The organism is Bradyrhizobium sp. LB13.1 (assembly GCF_054056815.1).
The window spans coordinates 1,951,840-1,976,739 of record NZ_JBSRYQ010000001.1 but is presented as its reverse complement, the minus strand read 5'-3'; the positions used below and the strand labels follow the sequence as shown (position 1 = coordinate 1,976,739).

The window sequence follows — 24,900 nt, the reverse complement described above, 5'->3', positions numbered from 1 at the left end:
AGATCACACTTGGCGAGCCTGGCGAACGGCCGCCGTATTATTTCGCTAAATTGTGAGAGCAAACAAATTCATTCGGGTGCCCCGCAAATGGTAGACTACAAATGGTAGACTGTCTGAGTTGTAAGAGAATTCGCCGGCGCAGTGTTGACCATACGCCGAACCGTGTCACATGCTAGTGTTGTTAATAGTGAATGCACACAGCGCACACGCGTGGCCCGCTCAGAACCCCGAGAGGGACTTGAACTAATTCGGCAGCTTGGCCGCCCGCGGCGCGATCTGGATTGAATTAATAGGCGCGGCGCAGAATGGATCCTCCCGGGGCGGCGCAAACGCGATCCCAGTACCAACCATACGGCGTCTCAACACGGACCAGCGGGCACCGGCGCAAAGGCACGTAGCGATAGGGATAGGGTTGGCCCCAGAAGGTGACGGGCGCTATTTGGCTCTCGCCCAGCAGCAAAATCGCGCTCGTGGGTATCTGCATAGCGCTTGCACCGCATACAGAAAAAAGGGACGTAGCCAACGCCAAAAGACCCACTCGCGCGAAGGTCGTCAACATTCGGAAATTTCCTTTGCCTCTACAGTAATCTGTCAACCATTAGCCGCCCCCCGGGCGGCGCGCTGGCCCAGCGATCAACGAGACCGGTGCCCCCAAGAACAAATACATTTCGGACGCTATCAATTCGTGGGGCGCCAAGCAACCGATGCAGCTGCTGGAACTCGGATTCCAGGCGACAAGGATCGAAGCTGTGACTTATTTGACTGCCTGCACTCCGCTCCAAGCTCCCGCGCCAGCGAGGTCGGGCGAACGGCGGTAAACGTCCCGCAGGAGTTGGTAGGTAACCGCTTGGGAAATTGGTACGGTCTCCTCCCCGAGCCTCCCGAAAATGAGGATGTCACGCAGCGTCTTCCAACGACTTTCGTCGTACTCGGCTATGCGGCCGGCCGCCGGCACGACTAAAGTTCGCTGCTGCTGGAGCTCGAACCTTACGCGGTCCGAGTTAAGCCGTTCCAGGTCATAGCTGACAAGAGCAAATACGCTGCGTGAATAGTCCCCATAGACGAACTGCCAGCCCTTGATCAGACCTTCAAGGATCTGGCCCATGGTCGATGGGCGATCGAACAGCAAATCCGAGCTGGCAAAATACACCATTCCCGGCACGTGAATTCCGTAATCCTGGGGATTGATCACATTCAGTCGGACATAGCCAGGGTCGGACGACGTTAGCTCCTGACCGACCTCGGCAATGATCGCGTCCACCTCAACGGTGCGCAGCGCATCTAGATTGTCGCGGTCGGGCACCTTGACAATCTGGCTACGCGGAAGGCCGAGCTGAGCCATCATGGCATCAAAGACCACCTCGCCCTCGCTGCCTTTGCGGTAGCCGACTCGCTTGCCGACCAGGTCGGCCGGACGGCGCAGTCCGGAGCTCTCCAGGGTAAAGATCGCAATGGGCGTGTCGAGCAAGCTTGCCGCGAATGCGGTCACCGGGATGCCACGCCAGGCGCCCAGCAAAAACTTCTGGCCGCTGGTAACGCCAATGGCGTGTTCGCGGGCGACTGTCGCGACGAAATCGGGATCGCTCGGCTTGGCGCGGAGCACGACATTTGGAGCGAAGAATCCTTCCTTTTCGGCGACCATCTCTCCGGCGAAGCGAACTCCGAACGAGCCATCCAGCAGCACTGCCGTTAGCGCGGCCGGCTCATGCCGGGCCGCTACAGGCAACGGTTCAAGTCGAAACACCCAGATAAGCGCACCGGCAATAGCGATTGTGGCAAAAGTGACTAATCCGATCCGGAGATTTCCGCGCAGCTGCCCTAGCCTTCGCCGCGATCGTGTTCGAGCCACAGAGATCCCCGGAATGTCTAGTTGCGCTGCATTTGCAGCGTCACGCCCGTAGTGGTAGGGTTACTTTTTGCTAACTCTTGTTTCAACTATAACTTTGCTCGAATGCGTGGCAGTTACTCACTAAATAATTTCCTGAAACCGCGGATTTCATAGTCATGGCAGTTACTTCCTTCCGCTCCGGCTGGTCTAGCCCGACTGCGGACAGCAGCTTAGAAATTGACATTTCAGAGAGCTGCGCACCGAGTTTGACGTCGTCAGGTCCGACTTGGCTGCGCCCAGCGATTGTCGAGCGGCTGATGACCGTCGCCGATGGAGTTCTAATTGTGACCTGCGGCGTGGCATGCGCGGTAGCATATCACCTTTTTTCTCGGTCTGCTGCGATCGGCAACGCTGACGTCTATGCCGCGGCAAGCTTGTTGGTCGCGATTAATTTTGGCCTGCTGGTCACGGTCCAGCAGGGCTACCGGCTAAAGAGTATCACCAACATGCGCCGGCAATGGCGGATAGCGGCGACGACTTGGACTGGCGTGTTCGCGGCGCTGCTTGCGCTCGCTTTCACCATGAAGGTAAGCGACGAGTTCTCCCGCGGTGCCATACTATCATTCTACCTGGTCGGTCTCACTGTGCTGCTCGTCTGGAAAGCGATCGCCTCGCGCTGGACTGCGCGCGCACTGCGCGAAGGCGCGTTTGCCAACAGCCGCATCGTGGTCATCGCCGAGATGGGGCTGCCGGCCTCTTCCGCCGCCATGATGGAGCTTTGCCAGCACGGCTACCGCGTGATGCGCACGCTCGAGATTCGCGCCAACCTGCTCGCCTCGCCGCTCATGATGTCACGGATAGGCCCCCGCGTGGAGGACTTGATCGCGTATGCGCGAGAGAATCAGGTCGAGCACGTGTTCCTGCTGATGGGCTGGGGCAGCCAGCGCGCAATCGACACCATCCTGGATTTTCGGGCTGAAAGTCCTGCCCATTCCCGTGCATCTGGTCCCCGATGCGAACGTTTCTCGCTTCCTGAGGTACCCCCTGGTCAACGCGGGCAGCACGTGGACGGCTGAGCTCAGACGCGCGGCCCTGAGCTGGAGGGAGCGCGCTGTGAAGCGCGCCTTCGATCTCGTAGGCGCCGCGCTTGCTCTGATCGCCTTCGCGCCGATAATGGGGCTCACCGCCATTTTGATCAAGGCAACCTCTCGCGGGCCGGTGCTCTTCCGCCAGACGCGCAACGGCTTCAACGGCAGCGCCTTTCGTATCTTCAAATTTCGCACTATGCGCGTCCTAGAGGACGGCCCGACGATCGTACAGGCGAGCAAAAATGACCCACGCGTGACCGGCTTCGGCAAATGGCTACGCAAGACGTCGATCGACGAGCTACCTCAGATATTCAACGTATTGCTCGGAGACATGTCGCTGGTCGGCCCCCGCCCCCACGCCGCCGCCCACAATTCCGAATACGAGCAGATCATCGGCCAATACGCCTTCCGCCATCACGTGAAGCCGGGCATTACCGGTTGGGCGCAAGTGAATGGCTACCGCGGAGAAACAAGCGCGCTTGAACTGATGGAGAAGCGCGTGGAGTATGATCTCTGGTACATCAATAACTGGGGCTTGTTATTGGATCTTTCAATCCTGCTGCGGACGATCGTAGTCACCTTCGCGCGACCATCAGCCTATTAAGCCGTGGTTATCTCCAACGTTGGAACACAGAATAGCGATATTGCCATTCCTGGCCAGGACTCTAAGAAATATCCGCCAACCGAATGCTTCCTGCACTTCGCAGAACTAAGTAGCAGACCCTTGACCTCGATCCGCCTGAGACTTTTCTTGCCTCCATATGCGCAGAAACGGCCCCGATCTCTAACGCGGTCATTACTTTGCCCCCGCGGTCCTTCGCTAATTTGCGTGCGATCGCAAGCGAAACCGACCTGCAATCTCCTCGATCATTGCCATGGCCGAACATCAACCTCAACGCCAGGCACGCTCGCCTTTACCCCATCGCGAGCCAATCTTTTGGCGAAAGTCTCCCGCGGTATCCTCTTTACTTCTTCTAAAGAAGTTAGAAGCCGTTCTCGCTCGGCCCAACCCACGTTCTCGAAATTCACCACCGCATCTTCGACGAAATCGCTATCGACCAACGCAGCGAACTCGGAAACAACCTGCTTCTTAATTTTCTCCGCCAGAATCTGAAAGACTGCGAGGCCCACTCTGTTGCGCCTCAGTGCAATCCAGCCTTCGAAGGGTGCAATCACATAGGACTGATCAAGGTATCTGATATTGCGGAAATCAAGACCGTCGCGGCTAATCACCACTGAGTAAAGCATCAGCCAGAGAAAAGCATCTGTCGGATTGACTGAAAGCGAAGACTTCACCTTGTCTATAGCAACCTTTACGTCTCGGTCCGCTTCCCCCGGCCTCTTCCTTCCCATGGCTTCCTCGGCCGCACGAAGAAGAATAACAGCCTCTCCCCGAACGAACTCACTTGGCTCGACTGTCAACCGTGGCTGTTCCGCAATCTGTGCCGCCACCTTGCTGAGAGTACCCGACTTGAACCGATCATCCGATAGTATGCGCGCCGTCACGTCGCGGACCGGCGCCGCTGACCAGATTGATGGCAGGGCAGCGGAGTACCAAAGAACACCGGCAAAACCGAGCAACAGCAGAGGCACGCGCGCCCAATCCCGTCGCATGTTTGCTCACTATTCCGTATACCCATAACGGGCGTAGTACTTCTGATCATAGCGGCCATGGTGGGATTCGTACCGGGCGAGCACATTGATGTCCGCCTTGTTCAGCACAACCCCCAGCAGCTTTTCTTGAATCGCCGGTGCACCGCGTAGATTGTGCACAATGACGTCGATATTAGTCTTCGCCCACTCGACAACGAATACGTAGGAATCCACAAACGATGCAGTGACGCGCACATCGACCACTGGCGCCATCGGCGGCATGTCCAGCACTACATAGTCGAACTTCGAGCGCAACAGCGCAACGAGGTCGCGCATTGCTTTGGAGGCGAGGATCTCGTTGGTGTGTAGAAGCTTTGAGGTGGTGCCCGCGGGCAGGATCGAAAGCCCCGTTTCGGGATCGACCGTCAATACATCCTCCAGCCGCACCTTCTGCGCGACGACGTCAACGAGGCCACGTTTCGCGTCCGGTACCAGCGCCCGAGACAGCGAGGGATTGCGCAGATCGGAGTCGACCAGAATCACGCGCGCGCCGCCATGCGCCATCAAGTGCGCCAAATTGGTCGAGAGCGTGCTTTTGCCTTCGTCCGGCAGTGTTGACGTGATCGCCAGCACGCGATTTTCGCGCACGATCGAATTGAGGTCCACCGCCACTTTGAGCGAACGGACGGCCTCTGCGAAACGGGAGAGCGGATTGTCGACAACGTAGCGCAATAGATTGGGCTGTGGACTGTCAGCCTTCTTGCTGAACTTGGCAGCGAGCACGGACTGTCCAGCGGCATCGCCCAATGCAGGCAGTATAGCGATGCAGTTTGCGCCAAGCGCCTCCTCCATTTGGCCGGCGGTTCTGAACACCTTATCCGTAAGCTCGCGCGCTATGGCGGCGCCGAGACTTAGAATCAAGCCACCCAGCAGGGCCGCAGCCAGAACAATCAACGTCTTGGGTGAGCTCTTCCCCAACGGCGTCGTTGCCGCACTGATCACGCGTGCCTCGGTGATCGGGAACGACTGCTGCTGCACGGATTCCATGTAGCGCTGCAAGAAATTGTCGTACATCGCCTGATAGGACTGCGCGTTGCTCTCAAGTTCGCGCAATTGAATCTGCGCTTGGTTGGTAAGCTGAGATTCCGACACGATACTGTTAAGGCTCGACTTGATGGCCTCCTCGCGGGTCATCGCGATGTCGTACTCGCTCTTGTAGGATTCCTGGATGCGCTTCAGTTCGTCCGTGATGTTCCTTTTGATCTCCGCCATCTGCCTTCGGAGGTTAACCGCGGCAAGGTGATCCGAACCATATTTGGCCGACCAGATTGCCTCTTTCGAAGCCATGTCGACATACTGCCCCCTTAGCTTGACGATCGTCTCATTCCTCAGCGCGTCGGCCACGGAAGCGTCCGGGATCTGTTGCTTCAGCATGTCGTTCATGCGATCGAGCCGCGCCTTGGCTTCGGCGGTTGCCGTATGTGCTGAGATGAGCTGAGTATTGACCTCCGTCAGTTGCTGCTGATTCATCAGCCCCTTGCCGGTATCGACGATGTTGTTAGCGGTCTTGAAGTCAACCACTGCCTTCTGAGCGGTGGAAGCTTGGGTGCGCAACTCCCTGATGCGGTCCTGTAGCCAGACGCTGGCACGACGCGTCGCCTGATATTTTGCCTCGAGCTGGTCGACAATGTAGGCATCAGCAATCGCATTGGCGATCCGCGCCGCTTTCTGCGGATCGTGAGAGGTGAAGCCGATCTCCATGACATAAGATAGACCAACGCGCTTGACGGTGCGGTTACCCGCAAAGCGCTGCAACGCTCCACGCGTCAATTCGAACTCTGATGCAAGATGGCCGCCGGAAAAGAGCCCAGATACCGAACCGAAAACTGCACTAAGAAACCCACCACCGCCGCCGGCGAACTCGGGATCGTCGATCAAATGCAGGTCGCGAATGACGGTGAGGCTGATGTTTTCAGATTTAAGGATCTCGACCTGTGTCTCGACCGTCGCAGAGTCGATCGCGACATCTCCGAGCGCCGATTGCGACTGAAACAGCTGCACCTTGCGAGTATCAATTACTATCGACGCGGTGGAGCTGTACTGCGGGGCAGCGGTGAGCAAATAGAGCAATGCGACAATCAGGCAAGCCAAGACAATCGTCAGCATAGTCGGAAGCTGACGCCTGATCATACCGACAAACGTGCTGAGCGTCTGGGACGGCGACTCCTCAACGTCACCAATCGCACGGTTGATCTCGGAGGTCGGTTTATTTACTTGCAGCATGAAGCAATTTCCAAAACCAATCCGCTATCAAGTCTGGATCCTGTGCCGGCATGAGCCGTGCCGCACTCAAAGCTTCGCTGGCGTGATGTCCGCCATCTTGAACGCAGACCAGCTCTAACATGGCGCCGCCTGGGAAATGAACCCGGAGGACCACGGGACGCCCTAACACACGCAATAAATGGAGCGAAGCTTAACGGACCTAGGCCGAAACGGCGCCGGTTGCGCCGTTTCATTTTGTCAGTCGGTCGCCATTATGAAGACCAAGATAAGCCGAGGACTAATGCCTCAGCGGCTAGGGCTGACCGAACCGCCAACAGACGAGCCACCGGAAGAGGCAAAAAAGTTCGTCGCCGTTTTTCCGGAGCCCCCGCCGCCGCCCCCATCCCCGCCGCGGTTCGATCCCCCGAAGGCAAAGCCATTCGCGCCGGTCGCGCCGCCGCCGCCTGTGCCGCCGCCGCCTGTCGCTGCGATCGCGACGTCGCCGGTTGCGGCCTGGTAGGCAGCGATCACGTCGGGGTTTCCAGTGGATGCGATCGCGGTCTGGATTTCGTTGGCGAACGCCTGATCCTGCTGCGCCGCCATGCGCGCAACCTGCGCAAGTCCGGCCACGATCGCCCGCATCTGATCCTTCGTAGTCGCAGGATCCTTGAGGAGCGCGGCCAAGGCCGGCACCGTCGTCGGATCGGAGGCCCCGAGATCGCGTACCCGCGAGATCATCTGGGCGCCGCCCGACGTAAACTGTTGCAGAAGGACCGTCGGCGAGGCCTTGAAATCAGAGATCGTCTGAGCTGCAAGCTGCCGGTTCGGCGGGTAAATCGCCGCATTGGCTGCCGCGGTAACCGTCATGGCAAATACCGCGGCGAAAACCATCCGAAGCGCAAACCTGATAACGCTCATAGATCCCCCTGAAATGAGCCGGCTCCAAACCATAGTTAACGAACCATTGTTAAAATGACCGTGCGAACCCTATCGAAACGGCCGTCAGCTGTCCACCAAATCCGATAACTTCGTAAAAACCGCAAGTGCTTCAAAGACGGACAGTTTTGCGGATTTCCAGAGCATGTTCAGGCAATCCGGGCGGCCTCCCAGGCTTGCGCTCCCTTGGTCCTCGACGCCGATAGCGACCTCGTCCTCTCCCCTTGCGCCTGCCCGGTGCGGAAGGATTGCGCCAGCCCGACGCCAAAAACGGCAAAAAAAGGAATGGAATAGCCGGGAATTTGCAGGGTGAAGTCGAGAGAGGAATGCAGCAGCGACAGGCTGGCGGTGGCCGCCGCCGCAAGCGGGATGATGGCGTCTCTCCGCCGTGTGAATACCCCCCTGGCCAAGACGATAAACATGACAAACCAGGCGAGGGCAACCAGCAACGCCAGCGGAATACCGACTTCGGAAGCCAGCTCAAGTGGCGTTGAATGCGCGCGATCCCAGACCCCGTAGATCGAAACGTTAGGGCTACGATAGGGTGGAAAAGCCCATTGGAAGGTACCCATCCCCGTCCCGAACCACGGGTTATCTCCGATGATCCGCAGCGTGGATTTCCACCCCTCCACTCGCCCCCCGTCCGCCAGACCCTGTAACTCGAAGCGGCTGCCGACCCGCCCGCCAAGCAACTGCATCAGTCCCAGCGCAACCACCACACCCCCGCCGATCGAGACGGCGATACCCGTTCTAGTCGGCAGATCCCTGCGCAAGAACACCGTGAATGAGACAATCATCGCAAGCAGCGACAGGCCGACGCCGGCGCGCGAGCCGGTCATGAACATCGCCATCAGGCAGATCAGGAGCGCGAGCAGTTGCGGCAGGATCTCGCGCGGCGGCATCTTTGAAAGATCCCGGGACAGGCGCTTCCACTCGATATGCCGCTGGGGAAACCGCCGACGGACATCCTCCAGGATCAGGAGCATCCAGATCGCCCCGCAGGAACCGAAATAGGCGGCCGCCGTATTGCGGTTGATGAAGGTCCCGGTGACGCTGCCAAGATAGGCGGTCTTGTCGCGCCACAGGATCATGGTGGGCTCGATCAGGAACGAGGCCACGCCATAGAGCGCGTACAGTGCGCCCGAGATGGCAATGATCCAGAGCGTGCGGCGGGCGCGTTCGCGCTCGGCACCGATGATGATCCCTAAGATGATCGCCAGGATATTGGCGAGGGGCGCACCTAACGCAAAGAACGCCTCGTTTTTCACAATCGAGGCCGACGGCGCGATGGGGACGTCGAGAAGCTCGGAAGCCTTCTTCCAGATCGGATTGAAGGGCGCAACCCACGGGTGATCGGAGAGTTGCTCGTGCAGCACGAACGCATATCCGACGATGATGACGCCAATGCCGGCAAGGAGCCACAGATGTTCGCTCCGTAGCGCACGCGTCGAGGTCAGGATCAGTGCCACGCTCAAGCACAGGCACCAGAAGGCGATAGCAATGTCATTCGCGGAGCCGAACGGAAACGGCGCGCAGGCGACGACGAAGAAGAGAATGAAGGCGGCGGGGAGATTCCTCGTCCACCGGATGTGCAACGGACCTAAGCGCTTTTCCTTCATGTTTTGTTGCGGCTTCCCGTTTCCCGATCCGCCCGTGGCTAAAGAAAACAATCGATCGGATAGATCTTCAGGTCCACGTTCAGACGGCTGTTTCGGGTCTGCGCCCGGAAGGCAAAGAACGCTCCACCATCATCGCTCGACGGTTCAAGCTTGATCCCGGGCGTAAGCTCGTCCGGTGGGACCAGGAGCCCGATATGGCGATTGATCGCGGAAATCTCGATTTTGTCGCCGCCCTCGCCGAAGCTTCCCCCGAGTTGGGTGACCGTGACCTTCGGCAAGCCGCGGCGTTGGTGGCAGATCTCCTCCTCCCATATTTTGGTCTGCCTGACCAGCGGTTCGCCCGCTTTATCAGGCACTGCGATATCCGCAAAGGTGGGGTGCAACATACCGTAGAACCGGCTCTCCCTCGAGTTCGCGGACAATCGGACGGTGAACGATAGGGCGCCCCTGGCCCCGCGCAGATGCTCTAGGATCGGCGCGTTCGGCTCCGTTGACAGGACCACATCGATGCGATGTCGCACGCCCAGCGTGGTCTGCCCCGATGCCGTTCCGCTAGCCAGCACCACGACTGAAGCCGCTACGACACGAGCACGGCAAGGCCATGGATGCCGACGATGCATGAAAGCTCCCAAGGTATGAGCGAAGCCATCACTAAACGAAAAAATGGCACCGAGACAAAGCCTCGGTGCCATTTTTGCTTTTATCAGTTTGACGTCGCCTTTTATGGCGAGTTCCTGATTTGGTTGCGGAGGAGCACCGCGTTGTTGCCGAGGGCAACCGTGTCGTTGGCGGTCCCGATGATGACCCGCAGGTAGGCCAGGAACTTCGTAACTTCGACGTTGCGCGAGTTCGAGAGGTAAATGATGTCTTGGTTCTTCATCAGGACCTTGGTGGCAAGGAAGAAGCCACCCGGGTCGCGGAAATTCACGTGGAAGATGATCGGGATCGTCTCAGTGGTATACTTGCTCACGTCGACGCCAAGCTCCGCAGCAACCTCACGCGGCTCGGCGCGATAAAGGAATACAGCGCCCGGATCAGCCAGCGAGTCCACGAGGCCGCCCGCTTTGCCAACCGCTTCTGATAGGTTGATGCGCCACGCATCGAAACTGAACTCTTGGCCCACGCCGCTGATATTGGCGGCGCCGCCGGTCGCACCCAACGCGATAAACTTCTGCTGCTCGCGATAGATGTAGATGCTGTCGTTCGGCCGCACATAGATGTTGTTCTCGGGCGCCATGACCATGTTTTCAAATGGCACGGTTGCCCGCTTGCCCTGACGCTCCAGCATGACCCAGGTCTCGAAGCCCTGGCCCTTGATGCCGCCGGCGCGCGTAATCGCGTCGAGCACCCTGTCCTTGGCGCCCGCAGCACTTGCCGGGAAGCGAACGGGTTGATTGACCTCACCCTGCACGCTGATGAGCTGCGTGCGCTGCTGCGACATTGCCACAACCACCTGCGGCTCGATGGCGCGGTTGGCAATCTTTTCAATGATGGCTCGCTGAACTTGCACCGCCGTAAGACCATCCGCCTTCACCTGGCCGGCATAGGGGACAGTAATGAACCCGTCGTTGTCGACCGTCTGGTCCGGGATCGTCACGAAGTTGCCCGGACGCACGCCGGCTTCAGCGGGAATGAACAGGCCGCCGGCGGCCGCTTCGAAAATGGTGACAGCGACCACGTCACCAATGCCGAAGACGATGCTGGCCGGTGGCCGCTTATCGGTGAAGGCACCCGCAAGCCCCTTCGGCTCGTGGGTGTGCAGGATCTTCACCGTGGCCGGGTTGAGCGGCACCAGCTCGTAGGCCGGCGCATTTTCTGTCTGGATCTTGTTGAGAACGTCGTCCGTCAACGGGCCTGAGCCAGGGTTGGTCGAACACGCCCCGAGCACCAAAGCGACCGCCAGAAACGCTGGCTTAAACACATAAGTCTTGGCAATAGATTGCATGAAGCGCGCCCGAGTCCCCGATTGACATGAATTGGTACGGCCTAGTGGACGCTGCGACAAGGGTTCCGGGTGCAACTGGATGGTTAACGCCGCGATCTCCGGCGCACTGTTGCGTCCGGGTCACGCTTTGGAACGCAAACTAACCCTTTGTGACTGTTTGTTGTATTTCGTGTGCACTCCTTTGCGAGCAAAGCGCGACTTTCTTGCCCTCGCCTCCGTCTGCTAAGGCAAGGATTTCAAGATAGGGCTCCCTGTGTCTGGCCTCCTTCTGATCACGCTACTGGCAGGTTCGCTCCTCAGAGGCGCGGATCGCCCCCTGGAACCGCCCCCCCCTTGCGCAGGCACCGAGCGACCCGCGTGTCAAGGCGCGCCCTTTGTTGAGGTGGCCACCCCTGCCCTCTCCTCCGTCTGGAAGTTCACCCGAACCCAGGGGACCAGGGAGGGCGAGAGCTTCGCGGCCATCATGAAGACGGCGGATACCGCCCAATCCGACCCGGACTTTGCCGGCCTCATCGTCCGCTGCGCGCCGAAGGGCAAGATCGACGTGCTACTGGCCTTGATCCGGCCCTTCCCACCCCGGAGCCACCCCAAGGTCACGATCATCTCGAGCGGTGGCGGGGCCTTGACCTTTGAGGCCAGCATGGCGGCCGCGGGCACCGCCGTGCTGTTGCCCGATGAGGTCTCCGCCTTTGCCACGGGCAAGTGGCAGACAATGGCCTCGCTGTCGGTGGTGGTGAAGGAAAGCGACAGCGAGATCAAAGGCATGGTGGCCCTGAACGGCCTGCGGGAGGCCTATCATTCGCTGCTGGCAAATTGCGGCCAATAGACAAAATTTAGCCATACGACTTAAGGGTCTTTTCAGGGGGCGGAACCTAAGGTCCGGAGCACGGAGTGTTTCGGATGACCGAGTTTTTGATTTTCAGCTTTCTCACAGGCGCTGTGCTGGGCCAACGCTTTCGGGTCTTGGTGCTCCTGCCGCCAACCCTGGTCATGATGCTCGCCGCCATCCCGGTTGGATTGATGGCCGATGTCAGCTTCCTTGAAGGTCTGAAGAACCTGGTGCTCGCAGCCATGGCTCTCCAGGCCGGTTATCTCTTCGGCTCGGCCGCGCGCTTTGTCCTCGCCGCCGCTCGTGCCGCTCGCTTGTTTGCTCGGCCGGTCAACACCGTTCGCTGACCTCTTCGGCGGGACAATCAGGAGCTCGCCTGAGAATCCGCTGGGCAAAGCTTCGTTGCGTGCGAGACTTTCCGTTCGTCGAGAGCAGACCTCTGTTTGAAAACCGATCGACGGCTTGTATGGTGACCTGACCGGTTCAGGATTCCTTCGAGCGCGCTGTTTGTCCCTCGCTTATTTTGCCCTCATCGTCGCTATTGTTTCCGCTTCAGCTCTCGACATTGCCGGAGCCAAATTCGGCGCGCAGCTCGGGATGATGGCTGCGGCGCTGAGCCTATTGGCAGCAGCCTTCAGCGCACGAAAGGCCGACTACCAGCACTATCTGCGTGCCACGGGGTGGGGCCACTGGGTTCTGATCGCCATTCCGCTTTGTATCGCAGCCCAGTTGGCGCCCCTTTGGCTCCGCTGGGCGCATCCGATCTGGGCGAGTGTTCAAGAGGCCTTGGGTGGCCTGCCATTTGGGCCGGTCACAGCCGACATCGGATTGACGCTGAACGCGCTGTTCTTGGCGCTTGCTGCTCTCTCTCTGGCCGGGGTTACGATTGTCGTGGTTCGCGACCGCCACCGCGCCGAGCTGGTTCTTTTTGTCTTGAGCGGAATAGCCACAGTCTGCGCCCTGGCCTTGGGTCTGCATTGGCTCTCGCCGGGACTTATGGCTACTGCCCCCTCAGACTTGACGACGACCTTTGCCGGCCTCGGCACTATGCTGAATTTGGCGGTCATGCAGTTGGCCGCTGAGCGGGCCGAAACGCGTCACTCGCTCGTTCGCTCGATTGCGATCGGCCTTTGCGGTCTCGTGGGCGCTCTGGCAGGGGCTGTTGCGATCTTTGGCTTGTCCGGCACGAGCAGCGCGATCGCGGCAAGCTTCGGCGTTGTGCTGATCTTGCTGATCCTTGTCATTCGCCGGCTCGACCTGTCGCCCTTGGCTGCAGGCGCGCTGTCCGTTGCCGCATTGATCGGAGCCACCATCGTCCTGACCTTCCTCTTCGAGAAGAGTTCCGGCTCCATCCTCTTGCGGCTTGTCCCGGATATGGGTGCTGAAACGAGAGCCGCGCTTGAACGAATGTTGGCCGACACCCGATGGTTCGGTGCGGGCGCAGGGACCTTTTCGGCCGTAGGCAGGATCTACCAGAGCGATTCCGGTGCGACTTTAACGGCACCATCAGCCGCGATGGCGATCTTTACGGACACGGGATGGATTGGTCTGGCTGCCGCGCTGCTGGTGGGCGTGACAGCTCTGGCGCGACTTTTCTTGGGCGCTTTGCAGCGCGGACGCGACTCGTTCTTCCCTGCAACGGCCGCGGCCTGCCTTCTCTTCGCGCTTATTCAGGGCTTCGCCGGTCCAGGACTGCTGCGCCCGGCGGCGATCCTGTGCCTTTCGGTGATCGTGGGACTGGGATTGTCGCAAAGCGTCAGCCAGTCCTCACGATAGGCGCTGGTAATTAGACGTCGCGATCACCGAGTGAGGCCCAGTAGGTCGGGTTATTGGGCGTCTGAATGCGGACCCAGCGATAGGACTTCTTCGACCACGGCAGGATGTGCCCGGTCAGGTTGTCGAGCACGAGATCGCCGGAGGAGGTCCGCACCACGACTACGAGATGATGCTCACCCCAAGGCACCACGACCTCGCCGAGCAACACCGAACGCGCAGGAAAGCCCTTGGCGATCAGATCGTGGCGTTTTGTCACGGCATAGTCGTTGCAGTCGCCGCTCGTAGGATGAAGCAGCCATTTCTCTCCGCGCAGCCCTTCCAGATTGGGCTCCGGCCGGATCGCGCTGTTGACCTGCTGATTGACCTCCTGAAGCTGGGCCATACGCTCCGCCGTGAGTTTCAGACGCCCGCCCCTGAACACGATGTGCTGCGGTCGCGGCTTACACTCGTCCTTGTACTTCAGGCAAAAGATCGTGAACGCCATTGGCGCCAGCGTCGGCTGGTCGAACTTGATGTATTGCATGGCACCGCGCAGCCCCAACGGCGCACCGACGAAGGCGGCCCTCGCGCTCTGCTGGACCCCAACAGCCATCACAACAGCGGCCACGGCCGCCAGGAACTTTACAACTTTGCGCATGTCGCGCTCCCCCGTTCTTGTTGGGGAAACGCTACGCGAGACGTCTTGAAATACGGCTCAAGGGCCGAGCGATCCTTTAATCAAAACAGCCGCGAGTCTGTCAGAAACAATTAAGAATACCGACATGTGACTTGTTCTGCTAAGAGCGATAGCGACGTTCCGCTCGCGACGGCAGATGCGATTCGACCGACCTGATGGGCCTTTCCAAACGCTTTCGTAAAAATATTAAGCCGCGGCTTCCCGATGGCGTTCGTATCTATGCCATCGGAGACGTGCATGGGCGGGGCCGACTTGCTTCAGTCCCTCTTAACTGTCATCGACGCCGACCTTGCGCGCTCTGCTCCCCAACGAGCCATCCAGGTGTTTCTTGGCGATTACGTCGACCGGGGCCCGGACTCACGCGCCGTGCTTGACCTCCTGATCGAGCGCTCGAAGTCGCACGAGACCGTTTGCCTCAAAGGCAACCACGAGGTCTTCCTGCTCGAGGTCCTCAAGGATCCGGCACGCCTGCAGGAGTGGCGCCACTATGGAGGCCTGCTGACCCTTGTTTCCTATGGCATTAACCCGACGATGAATCCGACGGCTGAGGAGCAGATTGAGTTGATTGAAGGATTGAGGCGTGCGCTCCCGCCGGAGCATCTTTCATTTCTTCAGCAGCTCCGCACCTCCTTTGTGTGTGGTGATTTCTTTTTTGTTCACGCCGGCGTCAAGCCGGGCATAGCCCTCGATCGTCAAAAGGAAGAGGATCTGCTCTGGATCCGCGAGGAATTTCTCGAGTCCGAGCGACGCTTCGGGAAATATGTCGTCCACGGACATACCCCAGTCAGCGCTCCCGATATCCGCCCCAACCGGATCAACATCGACACCGGCGCTTATGCGACCGGCAACTTGACGCTCCTCACGATCCAAGGCGATAGTCTGCTAGCAATTTAAGGCGATCGTAGAGCTGTCGGCCTACTCGGTCCGCCTCACCCGAATATTTCGAAGTCAATCATGAACCGCATGTTCCTGCTTCGCGTCATCGGCTTCTGCGCCGCAGTGCTTTTGCTGCTTCATGCAGGATTGGGATCTTACGGCGATCTCACGCGGCCGAACTTTCGGGCGAGCGATTTATTCTTGGGCGAGATTCCGCCCGACAAGGCCATTGTAGCGACGTCGGGGGTACTGGCGACCTTTTCGTTCGATGGCGACTTGCTCGCGAACTACGCCGCAGCGAAAGCTGCGGACATTCTTCACCATCCCTCAGCCGATGCGAACGGCCGAGTGACCGAGAACAAGGCGGCCCAAGGCGCTGTGGTTGCAGCCTTGAAAGTATCGCCCATCCGTCCCGCGCTATGGCTCACGCTAAGCACGCTGAAAGCTCAATCCGGCGAGCCGGTAACGCCTGCAGTGAAAATGTCTTACTTGGCCGGAGCCGTGCCGATGGCCGTTGCCTTCTCCCGGGTCCAAACCGTGACGTCGAGCGCGGCCGCAGCCGACGATGAGATCAAGCTGCTGGCGCAGTCGGACATTCGCTCGGCGCTTTCCCACCGTTCTAGTTACGAGCCGCTCCTGATCGCGGCCTACGAGCGGGCAACGCCACAGGGCAAGTCGCTGCTTCTGGAGGCCACGCAGGCAACCGATCCTAAGTTCAACGAGATTTTGCGGCGGTACTAAATTCGGGGCGACCTTGTGCGGCTTGGCTTAGGCTGCCACATGCTCCTCAGCGCACCGATTTCGGATTAACCGGCACGAAATCCTGTTCGCCACGCGGTTGATCCGATCGCCCCTGGTAGATGAACATGCCGTTCTTGGTGGTGATGATGTCGCCTCGCTGCAGGCTCTCGTCGTTGAGGATGCGTTCGGTTGCGACGATCTCCGGATCTTCCGGGACCGGCTTGTACAGTTCCGGGTGCTCCCGCCGTCGCGCGAGACCTCTTTGGCCCGTCGCCGTCCGTCTTCGATCCGCTGGCGCCATTCGCCGCGCGTCAGTTCGGGCTCACTTGGCGGAAGGTAGTCATTGGGTGAGGGCTCCGGCTCTGTCTGAGCAAGACAGGAGTGCGCACAGGTTAGGCAAAGGGCGAGTCCACCAGCAATGATGGCCGCTCGAGACAGCGCCACAAACTGCCGCGCGTAAGTCACTGAGTGGTCACGCCGAACGGCTCGCACACCAATAACTCCAAAGACCGGGTAAAAGACCATCTCCTCCCCTGCAGCCTATACCTTTGCCGATTGCAAGACAGCCAGTTCACAGGCAAGTGCTTTAGCTCGCGAGGATTTCAGCCCGTGGTCCGCAGCATTGCTTTCTTGGCTCCCGTCATCTGGTTTGGGACTCAGTCTGAGTCTGCAGGTCCGATCGAATACCCGCAAGTCATCCATACTCAATACGAAGCCGTTGATCAGAAAGCCGGTGGTCACTTCGTTCTGTGGTCCGAGCGTGAAAAGATTTTCTATGGCCTCGACCAGAAGCTTTTCCCGGGAGCCCGGTTTGTCGATATCACCCAGGTTACCCCGAGCGTCGGGTCGATCACGCTAACCTATGTCGAGGTGCGGACGGTCAGCAGTACGACCTCGGACTATTTGTACTTGGCGGGAAACGTCCGCTTCCGCGTCAGCGGAATGGCCCTCAAGTCCAGCAACTTCCCCGCCGGCGGCGGGATGACGCCCGGTGGACAGTAGAGGCGGCCCCACCGCTGATCGCCGCGGTCAGCCGACGCGAGGTTGATGGCCCATCTGGCAAAATCGTTCGGTCTAAGACCTCGTAGGTCATCCGATCTCCGGCAAAACCATCATGATGCCGACACATTGACGCTGGAGGTCGAGGTGAATCCTCAATAGCCTGCTTTATGGTTTCGATCCTTTCCACGATGGATGTGCGCTCTGAGACCGCAATTATTGCACGCTTGAACAGTCCGTTGATGCATTCTCTCACCCTGAGCTGGACAAACGCACGCGGATGATCCGCCGTCTTGCGGACGTAAGGGGCAGCAAGCACAACTGTCGCCGGCTCGCTCCGGGTTCTGCTTCCATAATAGGGCAGCGCGCGCCCTCCGCGAGTCAGCGGCGCCTGAATCTGGCTGGGAACATTCCGTGTGGCCGTGCTCGGAGAGGCCTGCGACGGATTGACGATAATCACGTTGCGATTGGGCGTCGACGAATCACTGACTCCTGAGCCCAGGTACCGGCACAAGAATCGCGATTGCGATCAAGGCTAATCGTTTCATGCGATATCTCCCGAATGAGAACATTTGGGAGGCGAGCACCGTTCCTTCACGGTTGCTTGGGGTCTCACCGAGGCACGGCAATCAGCTTGCCATCCCTCCAGACCCCTTGGGCCGTCTTTCCGGCGGGCAGGCTGCCGGTAAGGTTCCGGACAGCGGCGGGCCGTGAGGCGGCCTGGGTCGTCTGCGTCTTCGTTGTGGGGGTCGTCACGATGCTGTTGTGGGTCACATTGGACCGGTCCTTGATCCCTTGCGCAAAGGAGGACTGAACCATGAAGGACAAAACCGTGAGTGCTGTCAAAACGCCGCGCATGGTCGAACACCGGAAAGGAAAGAGGCTTGGCGAAATGTCACAGGTTTTTGCCAGAAAGCAAGCACCTTTGGTCGATCGAACCAGGCATTTGCAGACCTCGCAATCAAAGCTGATCGGCCAGGCTGAGGGGATCGACGCGGAAAAGCCTAGCGAAACTGCCTATTCCGGGTTACTTGATCGGCCTTGATGACTGACCCCAGCGACACTGCCGCCGGCGCTCCAAATACGCACGCTATCAAGGCCGGGTTTGTGCGTCTACTGTCCGGGCGGATTCGCGACATATCCCGCGACCCGCGGCAGATCCGCGAGATCGTGTACGAGCAGGCCCGCATCAAGCTCCTGGAACAATTCACCCATGGCGACGCACGGGAATCCCGCGAGGTCCAGCAAGTGCTGGAACGCGCCATTCGGGAGGTTGAGCTTTCATTTGAACGCGGCGCTCCTGAGCGCGACGCGCTGTCCGCAATGCCGGAGTCGGCGCTAGACGTCGCTTCGCATCAGTCGCCGCTCAGTCCCCCGACTCCCGTTACGAATCTGGCGCCCGTTCAGAAGCTTGCGGAAACATGGCCCGGTTCTGTCGCACCGCCAAGACCGCCCGACCAGTCCTCGCGAAGCGGCATCATCAACTCCCTCATCCGATTAGCTGCCATCCTGGTCATCATTGCCGGCGCCAGCGCTGCAGTTACTTATTGGCCGCGGTTGAGGGCACAATTCGTCGCATTGTGGCAGTCCGCGACGCTGTCCAAGCGCACCTCGACAAGCTCCGAGCCTCAACCCACCGTCGCTGTGACTCCATCTAGCGGTGAGAACGTCGAACGGACACCGGATCAACCGAAGGAGCCGGCGACGGCTGCGCAACCCTCGATGCCGTTGCCGACAACCTTCGGCGTCTACGCCCTGAGCGACGGCCAGCTCCAGGAGCTCAAGCCGGTCCCGGGAAAGATCCCGGACCGCCGTGTCGCGATCTCAGCCGCAATCAACACGCCGAGCGCGACGACGCTGACAAGCGGAGATGTCAGCTTCATTGTGTTCAGGTCCGACGGTGGTGTCGATGCAACCGGGACCGAGGTTCGGGTGGTCGCAAAAGTCTCCCGAGCGATGGGCGTCGATGCAACCGGGAAAGCGGCCATGGTCACCGCCGGCGACACCTGGGTCATTCGCAGCATGTCCTACCCTTACAAAGTAGGTCCGGTCGAGGATCAGCCGAGAATGCTATCGCTGCAGCCGGAGCAGAACGGCTTTACGCTTTCGCCGGGTCGCTACGTCGTGGTGGTCAAAGGTATGGGTTATGACTTCACCGTGGCCGGGACGCCGACTGATCCCAACCAATGCGTCGAACGCATTAATGCAACGAACGGCGCGTTCTACTCACCTTGCCCGCCACGACGTTAAAGCGCGACGGGATTGGATGAATCATCATCGCGTCTCCGTTTATTTATTGGCTTTGTTGTCCTTCGGCGTGTCCGCTGGACCGTCGTCGACTTTGCCATTGTTCGCGACGCATTTGCTGAAGTAGTCGCGCCGCTCCTTGGCCGTCCCCTTGCTGCTGCCTGCAGCGGGATTGCCGATCTGCTTGGGCGGAAAGGCCTTGATCAATGCAGCATCACATGCGCGCGCCACTTCAACGGTAACGGCCGAAGCCGTTACCGGCGCGGTAAAAGCCAATACAAATGCCAATCCGATCAACTTTTGCAAATTTCCGAGGGGCACCTGGCTCGCTCCTTCAATCCGTCCGAGAACGCTGGTGGGAACCATATCAAAAAGGACAGAGGAGCCAAACATCAAACAGAGCCGATTGGACCCATGCTGGGATTCACTTCCCGGGCCGCAGAGCAGCCGACCTGAGGAATCTGCCCTGGCTTGGTACCGCCGAGATCCTGAACCAGGGCACGATGCCGTTGCGGAACCACCGGTTGCTAGCTGTTGAGCTGCGGCGGCTTGAAATCAGGAAAGCGAGTGAGCATCGCGGCCTTGACGAATTTCAGGTGCGAGATCGTGCTCGCCAGCTCCTTGAGCCGCCGCTGGCCGTTCGAGATATCCGCGGCAAACAGATCCTGATGGTAGTTGTCGAGCGGCTCCCGCTCCAGATATTCATCGGTGCCGTTGCCGAAGGTGACGGACGCACGCGCCAGCGCATCGTCGACGCGCCGGTTGAGGCCGGCCTGCTCCCTTTCCGCCTCCTGCAGGGCGGCATCGAGCGCAGTTATCACCGCATCGATCCGCACGCGATCGGTCGCGGCGTCACGCTCGGTGGAGCGGGCCTTGAAGCCCTTGTCCTCGCGGCGGAGGTTGAGAAGATTGTGTGCGCGTGCCCTCAGGAACAGCTGGAACATTTGGGCCATCCCACTTCTGGCTTTCTAAGCCGCTACCATCGGTCAGACGTAGTTAACAAAGGCTGAATTTTCCGCCTGCTCTGCCCGGCTCTGCGCTATCCACACCCGCCAGGCCCCTTCGTGCTTGGAATAAAGCTCAAGCCATCGGATTTCGCCGGTTGCGACGGCCTCTGCGCTCCCATGCTCGATCACCGAATGATCAGCATTCATCGATGGAAGGTCCAGCGCTTCAAATTCCGCTGTCTCGTCGAGCGAAAGGCCGATCAGAACACGATGCCCTTGCCGATCGACAAAATACCTGCGTGGCGCATTACGCCCTTGATCAATCATTGCGACGGCCCTCACTGAGGATCCAAGGACCTCGAAGATTTTTGAGCCGCCGACTATAGGTACGAACAAAAGCAATCAAGAGCAGGACGCAAATTGTCATACCCAGCAACGCAATCAGATACGCCATCTACGCCTACCCCGCAAATCGCGGCAGCTGAACTCTCGCAATCAATTGGCCCATTTCTAAGCGACTGCTCCAAAGCTCACAAGGACTGCGACAAATTAACCTAACCGCACATGATTATTTCGTGCGCCACAGTGATCGAGATCAAGCCAGATCCATCCATCGCCGAGATATCGCGCCGGTCCTTACCATCACGACCGGCGCTGGCTTCGGCCAACGCCCATCGCGGCCGGAGTATAGGGCGCATACAGGCGATGCCGCGCTGATCGCTTGCGGGAGCGCCAGGCCCGCACACCGTAACCACAGCAAAAACCTGCTGCAAAAATCGAAGCCAAAACCAGGATCGCTGCCATTTGGAATATTCCCACGTTTTTCTGGAACGTTCCTCCCTGAGTATTTCAGCTTGTCGTTGTGACGACATCAAGATCGGCGCCGCTGAAAGTTTTGCCAGACGAAGATGAAGTTTGTGCAACGTGTTGCTTGAAGATTGATCGTCACGTGAGAGAAACGGGCTCAGGCCGCGAGGATAGCTGATGTTGCCCGAACTTGATGCAACGATGATGTCAACCCCGGTTCACCTCAGGGAGTCCAATCCGGGACTGCTTTCGCGCATCGCGCCGTCGCCCTGTCTATGCCTTCAGTATAGTGACGGACCATCTGTAGTGGATCGGGTTCATCTGCGATCCGCTGGAAGATATCGCCCGCTACTTACGATCGCGGCTTTGTTAAGCGAAAGCCCCGTGGTTATACGGTGCGGCGCGCGCCGATTTTTATCGCGGTAAGGTTGAGCGGTTAGCTTAACCCGCAGAGTTTGTTGCGAAGTCTCACCAATTGCTTATCCATCGCCTCACCGGGCTCCCCAAGCCCGGCCCCACCCAAGCAAAGCCGCCGAGCGAACATGGGTCCGCTTGGCGGCTTTGTCGTTGTGTCGACGAGAGGATGATTTCGGTTATGGCGCGCAAGCCCTGGTCGTTCAAAGAGGACCGCCGGTTGATGGAGTTGGCTAAGTCTTCGACTTCGCTGGAAGAGGCGGCGAAACAGCTCGGGCGCACGCCTGACGCAGTCAAGCGGATGGCCTTGCGGCTTGGTCTTTCGTTGAAGCCGAAGGCAGGCAAGAAGGCCTAGCCTCGGAAGCAGGCGATGTTCTTTCGACGGGACCGCGCCGACCTCCACGCTTGGCTCCTCGACTACGTCTTCGCGCCAAGTAGCTGGGTGTGCTGTTCCCTTGCTGGTCGCGATCGCTCATTAGCTAATCATTTAGATTCACCCCCGAGCCGCAAAGCACCGTTAAACCCTATCTTAGCCCGCGCTAGCTAGGATCGAGCCTCTAGCCCTCCTGGATTCCGTCTGGACCGGATGAGATTGCAGCGACCGAACCTCCCGTTTGCGGCGCTCGTGCTTGCGAGCACGTTGACGTTTGGGCTGGCGGGCCATTTCGCTGCTGAGGTCGTCATTGGCCACCAGCAAGCGCATCAGCTCAACGAGTTGACCGAGGTCGTTCTGCGGCGCTCCGAAGCTGCGGTCGATTTTGCCGCTGACAGCCTGGACGAGCTCGCGAGGCGGGAGCTTGCCAGCTGCGAATCCGGGGCATTGCAGGCGATCCGGCTCCACGTCTACCAGCGCTCTGCGATCAAGGACGTCCGGCTCGTCAATCCGGATGGCTCGGTGATCTGCTCGGCCTATTCCGAGACGCTAGAGTTCGACAAGGGATGGGTGGATCGCCGCGACATGCTGTCTTCCCGCGATAAGAAGCTCATGCTGTTCCGCGTTGAGCAGTTCGGCGGCGACGCATTGGGCGTGCTCAGGGACATCAATGGCAGCTCCGCCCTGGTCGCCATTGTCGGCATCAATGCCAGCCTGTTCGACATCATGCCCGCCGAATTGCGCGCGCACAGCGAAGTCGTGCTCGCCTTGAGCAACGGCGAAAAACTCGGCGAATTCCAGACCGACGCCGGCAGCGCCCTGCCGCAACCGATCAGTTTCGAGAGGAATTCCACCCAATTTCCGTTCCATACCACGATCCGGCTCGATCACGCGGTCCTTTCGAGCTGGAACAACGAGGCTTACTGGCCGACCCTCGCTGTTGCCCTTGGACTTGGCGCCATCTTTGGCGTCTTACTGGCACGAAGCCGCCGCATGGAAGGACCTGTCGCCGATCTCGATCGGGCACTGGCAGCTGGCGAATTCACACCATATTATCAGCCGATCTTCGACCTCAGGACCGGTCGGATCAACGGCTGCGAAATCCTGGCTCGCTGGCTGCGCCGAGATGGTTCGGTGGTCCCGCCGATGAACTTTATTCCACTCGCCGAATCCAGTGGACGCATCCAGGCGATGACCTGGCATATCTTGCGATCGGCGCTCGCCGACCTTCAGCCATTGCTGACGGCGGACAAGAATTTCAAGCTGTCCCTGAACGTCGTGCCCAAGCACCTCCTGGATACAGGCTTTGTTGAAACGCTGCGCCGTACGGTCCTGACGGCAAAGGTCTCCGCGCGCCAGATCATGGTCGAAATCACCGAACGCGGCGAGCTTGACGATCTCGCGCGCGCCGCGGCCGTCGTAGCCGAACTGCGGGAGCGCGGCTTTCGCGTCGCGATCGACGACGTCGGCGTTGGCCATAGCGGATTGTCCCGACTGAAGGGCCTTGGCGCCAACACGATCAAGATCGACAAGTTCTTCGTGGACACGATCACCGTGGACGCGTCAACGGCAACGATCGTGGAAATGCTGGTAGCGCTCGCGAGGGACCTCAATATGTCCGTGGTCGCAGAAGGCATCGAGACGGAGGAGCAGCTCCGCGCGTTGACCTCCGCCGGCGTAGAGGAAGGACAAGGTTATCTCGTTGCGGCGCCCCTACCCTTTGCGAGGTTCAGCAACCTGGTCGAGTCCCGTCGCGCGGCGCAGGCAGGCGCGACGCTCTCCGACGACGCGGCTATGGTGGCCTGACTGTTGCGGAAGCATTTCTGCTTCCTCGAGATAATGTTTGGCTTCCAAGCGTCTCCCCTAAACATTCCTGCGCCAGCCGAGGCTCGATGCGGCAGGGAATTTAACGATATTTTCGGCTTTCGAACCAGACGGGCGACCAACCTTGTATGTTGGCGTGATGCGCAGGAACCACCTCTTTGCAGCCGCAAGCATCTGCCTTGCGCTCATCGTCTACGCCACCCTGGCGAGGCTCGCGGGAAGACCCGCGCTCATGGGGCATCACGAGGCCTATTGGGTCGTCGTGATCGAGCGCTTCAGCGCCTATGGGCTGCTCGGATTTCTGCTTTCCTTCCTGCTACCGGGCCGATTCGCTTTGGCCTGCTCTCTGGTCATCACGGTCGCCATGGGGCTGGAGCTCTTGCAAGCGTTCACACCCGACCGGGATCCCGGCTTCCTTGACGTGCTGCAAAAAGCGGCAGGAGGCACCGTCGGGGTTATGCTCGCCCAGATGATCTTGGCGTTCTTGCCCAGACCGCCGTCCTAGCATCGTTCGACCCAAGACGACCGGCGAGACGCGCCAGCTGAACTTACTTCGTCATCTGGCCGCGCAACTCACCGCCCGGGTTCGCCGCCGTGTGGATGTTGGCGTACCACCTTCCGGCCAGCAAATCTGCGGCCTGCGCGTCGGTGAGAGTGGCGCTGCCTTGGATGGGGCTTTGCACCGTCTTGAACGGCAGCACGATGCCGGCGTTCTTGCCCGCCTCCACGGGACCGTGGAAATGAGCTCCCATCGCCGGACCCGTCAGGCCGGCATAGGTGACCGCATAAGTCAGAGTTTTCGCCTCGGTATCGTAGGTCGCTTCTGCCTTGCCCGAGCCGGACGAGGTGTTCGGAGGCACCTCATTGCTGCCTTTGAGATCGGCCTGCAGCTTCACGACCTCTGCATTTGCCGATGTGGCCATCGAGATGACCAGCCCACCCAGCATTGCCGTCCCCAACAGTGTCACGCAGAGCCGATAGTTGACTTTCCTCATCGCCCCTCCTGCGGGCTCTTTGGCCCGTCGCGGTTGGAACACCGGCCCCAGCCGGAAATTCCGCATGCAGATTTATGCCTGATTCGAGATAACCATCGCAGGAATCTCGGCTCCCGGTCACATAG

At 59.5% G+C, this 24,900-nt stretch carries 26 protein-coding genes and 1 pseudogene; 13 read left to right on the top strand and 14 right to left on the bottom strand.

What is annotated here, in order from left to right; genetic code table 11:
* Positions 1-754: 754 nt before the first annotated feature.
* Complete coding sequence (locus tag ACVWYI_RS09300; RefSeq protein WP_456661766.1) at positions 755-1,684, bottom strand: ABC transporter substrate-binding protein; 930 nt, start codon at positions 1,682-1,684, stop codon at positions 755-757.
* Between the two features lie 461 nt (positions 1,685-2,145).
* On the opposite strand from ACVWYI_RS09300, the gene ACVWYI_RS09295 reads away from it, so the two are divergent.
* Both ACVWYI_RS09295 and ACVWYI_RS09290 read left to right on the top strand, forming a co-directional pair.
* Complete coding sequence (locus tag ACVWYI_RS09295) at positions 2,146-2,904, top strand: hypothetical protein (protein ID WP_456661765.1); 759 nt, start codon at positions 2,146-2,148, stop codon at positions 2,902-2,904.
* Positions 2,825-3,520, top strand: coding sequence for an exopolysaccharide biosynthesis polyprenyl glycosylphosphotransferase (locus ACVWYI_RS09290; RefSeq protein ID WP_456661764.1), 696 nt, complete (start codon positions 2,825-2,827; stop codon positions 3,518-3,520). Before ACVWYI_RS09295 ends, ACVWYI_RS09290 begins: the two co-directional genes overlap by 80 nt.
* A gap of 263 nt (positions 3,521-3,783) precedes the next feature.
* Here the strand turns inward: ACVWYI_RS09290 and ACVWYI_RS09285 are convergent, their stop codons facing one another.
* From ACVWYI_RS09285 to ACVWYI_RS09260, 6 genes are all read right to left on the bottom strand, one after another.
* Positions 3,784-4,509, bottom strand: coding sequence for a hypothetical protein (locus ACVWYI_RS09285; RefSeq protein ID WP_456661763.1), 726 nt, complete (start codon positions 4,507-4,509; stop codon positions 3,784-3,786).
* A 30-nt stretch (positions 4,510-4,539) separates the two neighbouring features.
* Positions 4,540-6,792: a polysaccharide biosynthesis tyrosine autokinase gene (locus ACVWYI_RS09280; protein WP_456661762.1), complete on the bottom strand. Its 2,253-nt coding sequence runs from the start codon at positions 6,790-6,792 to the stop codon at positions 4,540-4,542.
* 285 nt (positions 6,793-7,077) lie between these two features.
* On the bottom strand, positions 7,078-7,638 hold the full coding sequence (locus ACVWYI_RS09275; RefSeq protein WP_456661761.1) for a hypothetical protein: 561 nt from the start codon (positions 7,636-7,638) through the stop codon (positions 7,078-7,080).
* A gap of 218 nt (positions 7,639-7,856) precedes the next feature.
* Positions 7,857-9,326, bottom strand: coding sequence for an O-antigen ligase family protein (locus ACVWYI_RS09270; protein WP_456661760.1), 1,470 nt, complete (start codon positions 9,324-9,326; stop codon positions 7,857-7,859).
* A gap of 38 nt (positions 9,327-9,364) precedes the next feature.
* On the bottom strand, positions 9,365-9,892 hold the full coding sequence (locus ACVWYI_RS09265) for a hypothetical protein (RefSeq protein WP_456661759.1): 528 nt from the start codon (positions 9,890-9,892) through the stop codon (positions 9,365-9,367).
* A 155-nt stretch (positions 9,893-10,047) separates the two neighbouring features.
* Positions 10,048-11,271, bottom strand: a complete 1,224-nt coding sequence (locus tag ACVWYI_RS09260) for a polysaccharide biosynthesis/export family protein (protein ID WP_456661758.1) — start codon at positions 11,269-11,271, stop codon at positions 10,048-10,050.
* A gap of 463 nt (positions 11,272-11,734) precedes the next feature.
* Here ACVWYI_RS09260 and ACVWYI_RS09255 point away from each other — a divergent pair, with 463 nt between their 5' ends.
* The 3 genes from ACVWYI_RS09255 to ACVWYI_RS09245 all read left to right on the top strand — a co-directional run bounded on the left by ACVWYI_RS09255 (position 11,735) and on the right by ACVWYI_RS09245 (position 13,876).
* Positions 11,735-12,097, top strand: coding sequence for a hypothetical protein (locus ACVWYI_RS09255; RefSeq protein WP_456661757.1), 363 nt, complete (start codon positions 11,735-11,737; stop codon positions 12,095-12,097).
* Between the two features lie 74 nt (positions 12,098-12,171).
* On the top strand, positions 12,172-12,447 hold the full coding sequence (locus tag ACVWYI_RS09250) for a hypothetical protein (protein ID WP_456661756.1): 276 nt from the start codon (positions 12,172-12,174) through the stop codon (positions 12,445-12,447).
* Between the two features lie 160 nt (positions 12,448-12,607).
* Complete coding sequence (locus tag ACVWYI_RS09245) at positions 12,608-13,876, top strand: hypothetical protein (protein WP_456661755.1); 1,269 nt, start codon at positions 12,608-12,610, stop codon at positions 13,874-13,876.
* 10 nt (positions 13,877-13,886) lie between these two features.
* On the opposite strand, the gene ACVWYI_RS09240 is transcribed toward ACVWYI_RS09245, so the two are convergent.
* Positions 13,887-14,513 (bottom strand): transglutaminase-like cysteine peptidase, encoded by a 627-nt coding sequence (locus tag ACVWYI_RS09240; RefSeq protein WP_456661754.1) that lies wholly within the window; start codon positions 14,511-14,513, stop codon positions 13,887-13,889.
* 194 nt (positions 14,514-14,707) lie between these two features.
* On the opposite strand from ACVWYI_RS09240, the pseudogene ACVWYI_RS09235 reads away from it, so the two are divergent.
* Positions 14,708-15,446, top strand: a pseudogene (locus ACVWYI_RS09235) (metallophosphoesterase family protein).
* 60 nt (positions 15,447-15,506) lie between these two features.
* Entirely contained in the window at positions 15,507-16,169 is a 663-nt protein-coding gene (locus ACVWYI_RS09230) for a hypothetical protein (protein WP_456661753.1), read from the top strand.
* A gap of 46 nt (positions 16,170-16,215) precedes the next feature.
* On the opposite strand, the gene ACVWYI_RS09225 is transcribed toward ACVWYI_RS09230, so the two are convergent.
* Complete coding sequence (locus ACVWYI_RS09225; protein WP_456661752.1) at positions 16,216-16,470, bottom strand: hypothetical protein; 255 nt, start codon at positions 16,468-16,470, stop codon at positions 16,216-16,218.
* Positions 16,471-16,778: 308 nt separating this feature from the next.
* Here ACVWYI_RS09225 and ACVWYI_RS09220 point away from each other — a divergent pair, with 308 nt between their 5' ends.
* The 3 genes from ACVWYI_RS09220 (at position 16,779) to ACVWYI_RS09210 (ending at position 19,418) form a co-directional block, all read left to right on the top strand.
* A complete protein-coding gene (locus ACVWYI_RS09220; protein WP_456661751.1) occupies positions 16,779-17,171 on the top strand; it encodes a hypothetical protein in 393 nt (130 codons plus the stop codon).
* Positions 17,172-17,985: 814 nt separating this feature from the next.
* Positions 17,986-18,213 (top strand): hypothetical protein, encoded by a 228-nt coding sequence (locus ACVWYI_RS09215; RefSeq protein WP_456661750.1) that lies wholly within the window; start codon positions 17,986-17,988, stop codon positions 18,211-18,213.
* Positions 18,213-19,418: a hypothetical protein gene (locus tag ACVWYI_RS09210; RefSeq protein ID WP_456661749.1), complete on the top strand. Its 1,206-nt coding sequence runs from the start codon at positions 18,213-18,215 to the stop codon at positions 19,416-19,418. Before ACVWYI_RS09215 ends, ACVWYI_RS09210 begins: the two co-directional genes overlap by 1 nt.
* Positions 19,419-19,457: 39 nt before the next feature.
* Here ACVWYI_RS09210 and ACVWYI_RS09205 read toward each other — a convergent pair whose 3' ends face one another.
* The 4 genes from ACVWYI_RS09205 to ACVWYI_RS09190 all read right to left on the bottom strand — a co-directional run bounded on the left by ACVWYI_RS09205 (position 19,458) and on the right by ACVWYI_RS09190 (position 21,285).
* Positions 19,458-19,808: a hypothetical protein gene (locus tag ACVWYI_RS09205; RefSeq protein WP_456661748.1), complete on the bottom strand. Its 351-nt coding sequence runs from the start codon at positions 19,806-19,808 to the stop codon at positions 19,458-19,460.
* Between the two features lie 134 nt (positions 19,809-19,942).
* On the bottom strand, positions 19,943-20,359 hold the full coding sequence (locus tag ACVWYI_RS09200; protein ID WP_247347289.1) for a hypothetical protein: 417 nt from the start codon (positions 20,357-20,359) through the stop codon (positions 19,943-19,945).
* Between the two features lie 42 nt (positions 20,360-20,401).
* Entirely contained in the window at positions 20,402-20,689 is a 288-nt protein-coding gene (locus tag ACVWYI_RS09195) for a hypothetical protein (RefSeq protein WP_354107346.1), read from the bottom strand.
* Between the two features lie 227 nt (positions 20,690-20,916).
* Entirely contained in the window at positions 20,917-21,285 is a 369-nt protein-coding gene (locus tag ACVWYI_RS09190) for a hypothetical protein (RefSeq protein WP_456661747.1), read from the bottom strand.
* Between the two features lie 479 nt (positions 21,286-21,764).
* On the opposite strand from ACVWYI_RS09190, the gene ACVWYI_RS09185 reads away from it, so the two are divergent.
* From ACVWYI_RS09185 to ACVWYI_RS09175, 3 genes are all read left to right on the top strand, one after another.
* Positions 21,765-21,938, top strand: a complete 174-nt coding sequence (locus ACVWYI_RS09185; protein WP_354047400.1) for a hypothetical protein — start codon at positions 21,765-21,767, stop codon at positions 21,936-21,938.
* A gap of 231 nt (positions 21,939-22,169) precedes the next feature.
* Positions 22,170-23,762 (top strand): EAL domain-containing protein, encoded by a 1,593-nt coding sequence (locus ACVWYI_RS09180; RefSeq protein WP_456661746.1) that lies wholly within the window; start codon positions 22,170-22,172, stop codon positions 23,760-23,762.
* Between the two features lie 157 nt (positions 23,763-23,919).
* On the top strand, positions 23,920-24,285 hold the full coding sequence (locus ACVWYI_RS09175) for a VanZ family protein (RefSeq protein ID WP_345946813.1): 366 nt from the start codon (positions 23,920-23,922) through the stop codon (positions 24,283-24,285).
* A 43-nt stretch (positions 24,286-24,328) separates the two neighbouring features.
* Here ACVWYI_RS09175 and ACVWYI_RS09170 read toward each other — a convergent pair whose 3' ends face one another.
* Positions 24,329-24,775, bottom strand: a complete 447-nt coding sequence (locus ACVWYI_RS09170; RefSeq protein ID WP_354047404.1) for a CHRD domain-containing protein — start codon at positions 24,773-24,775, stop codon at positions 24,329-24,331.
* Positions 24,776-24,900: the final 125 nt, after the last annotated feature.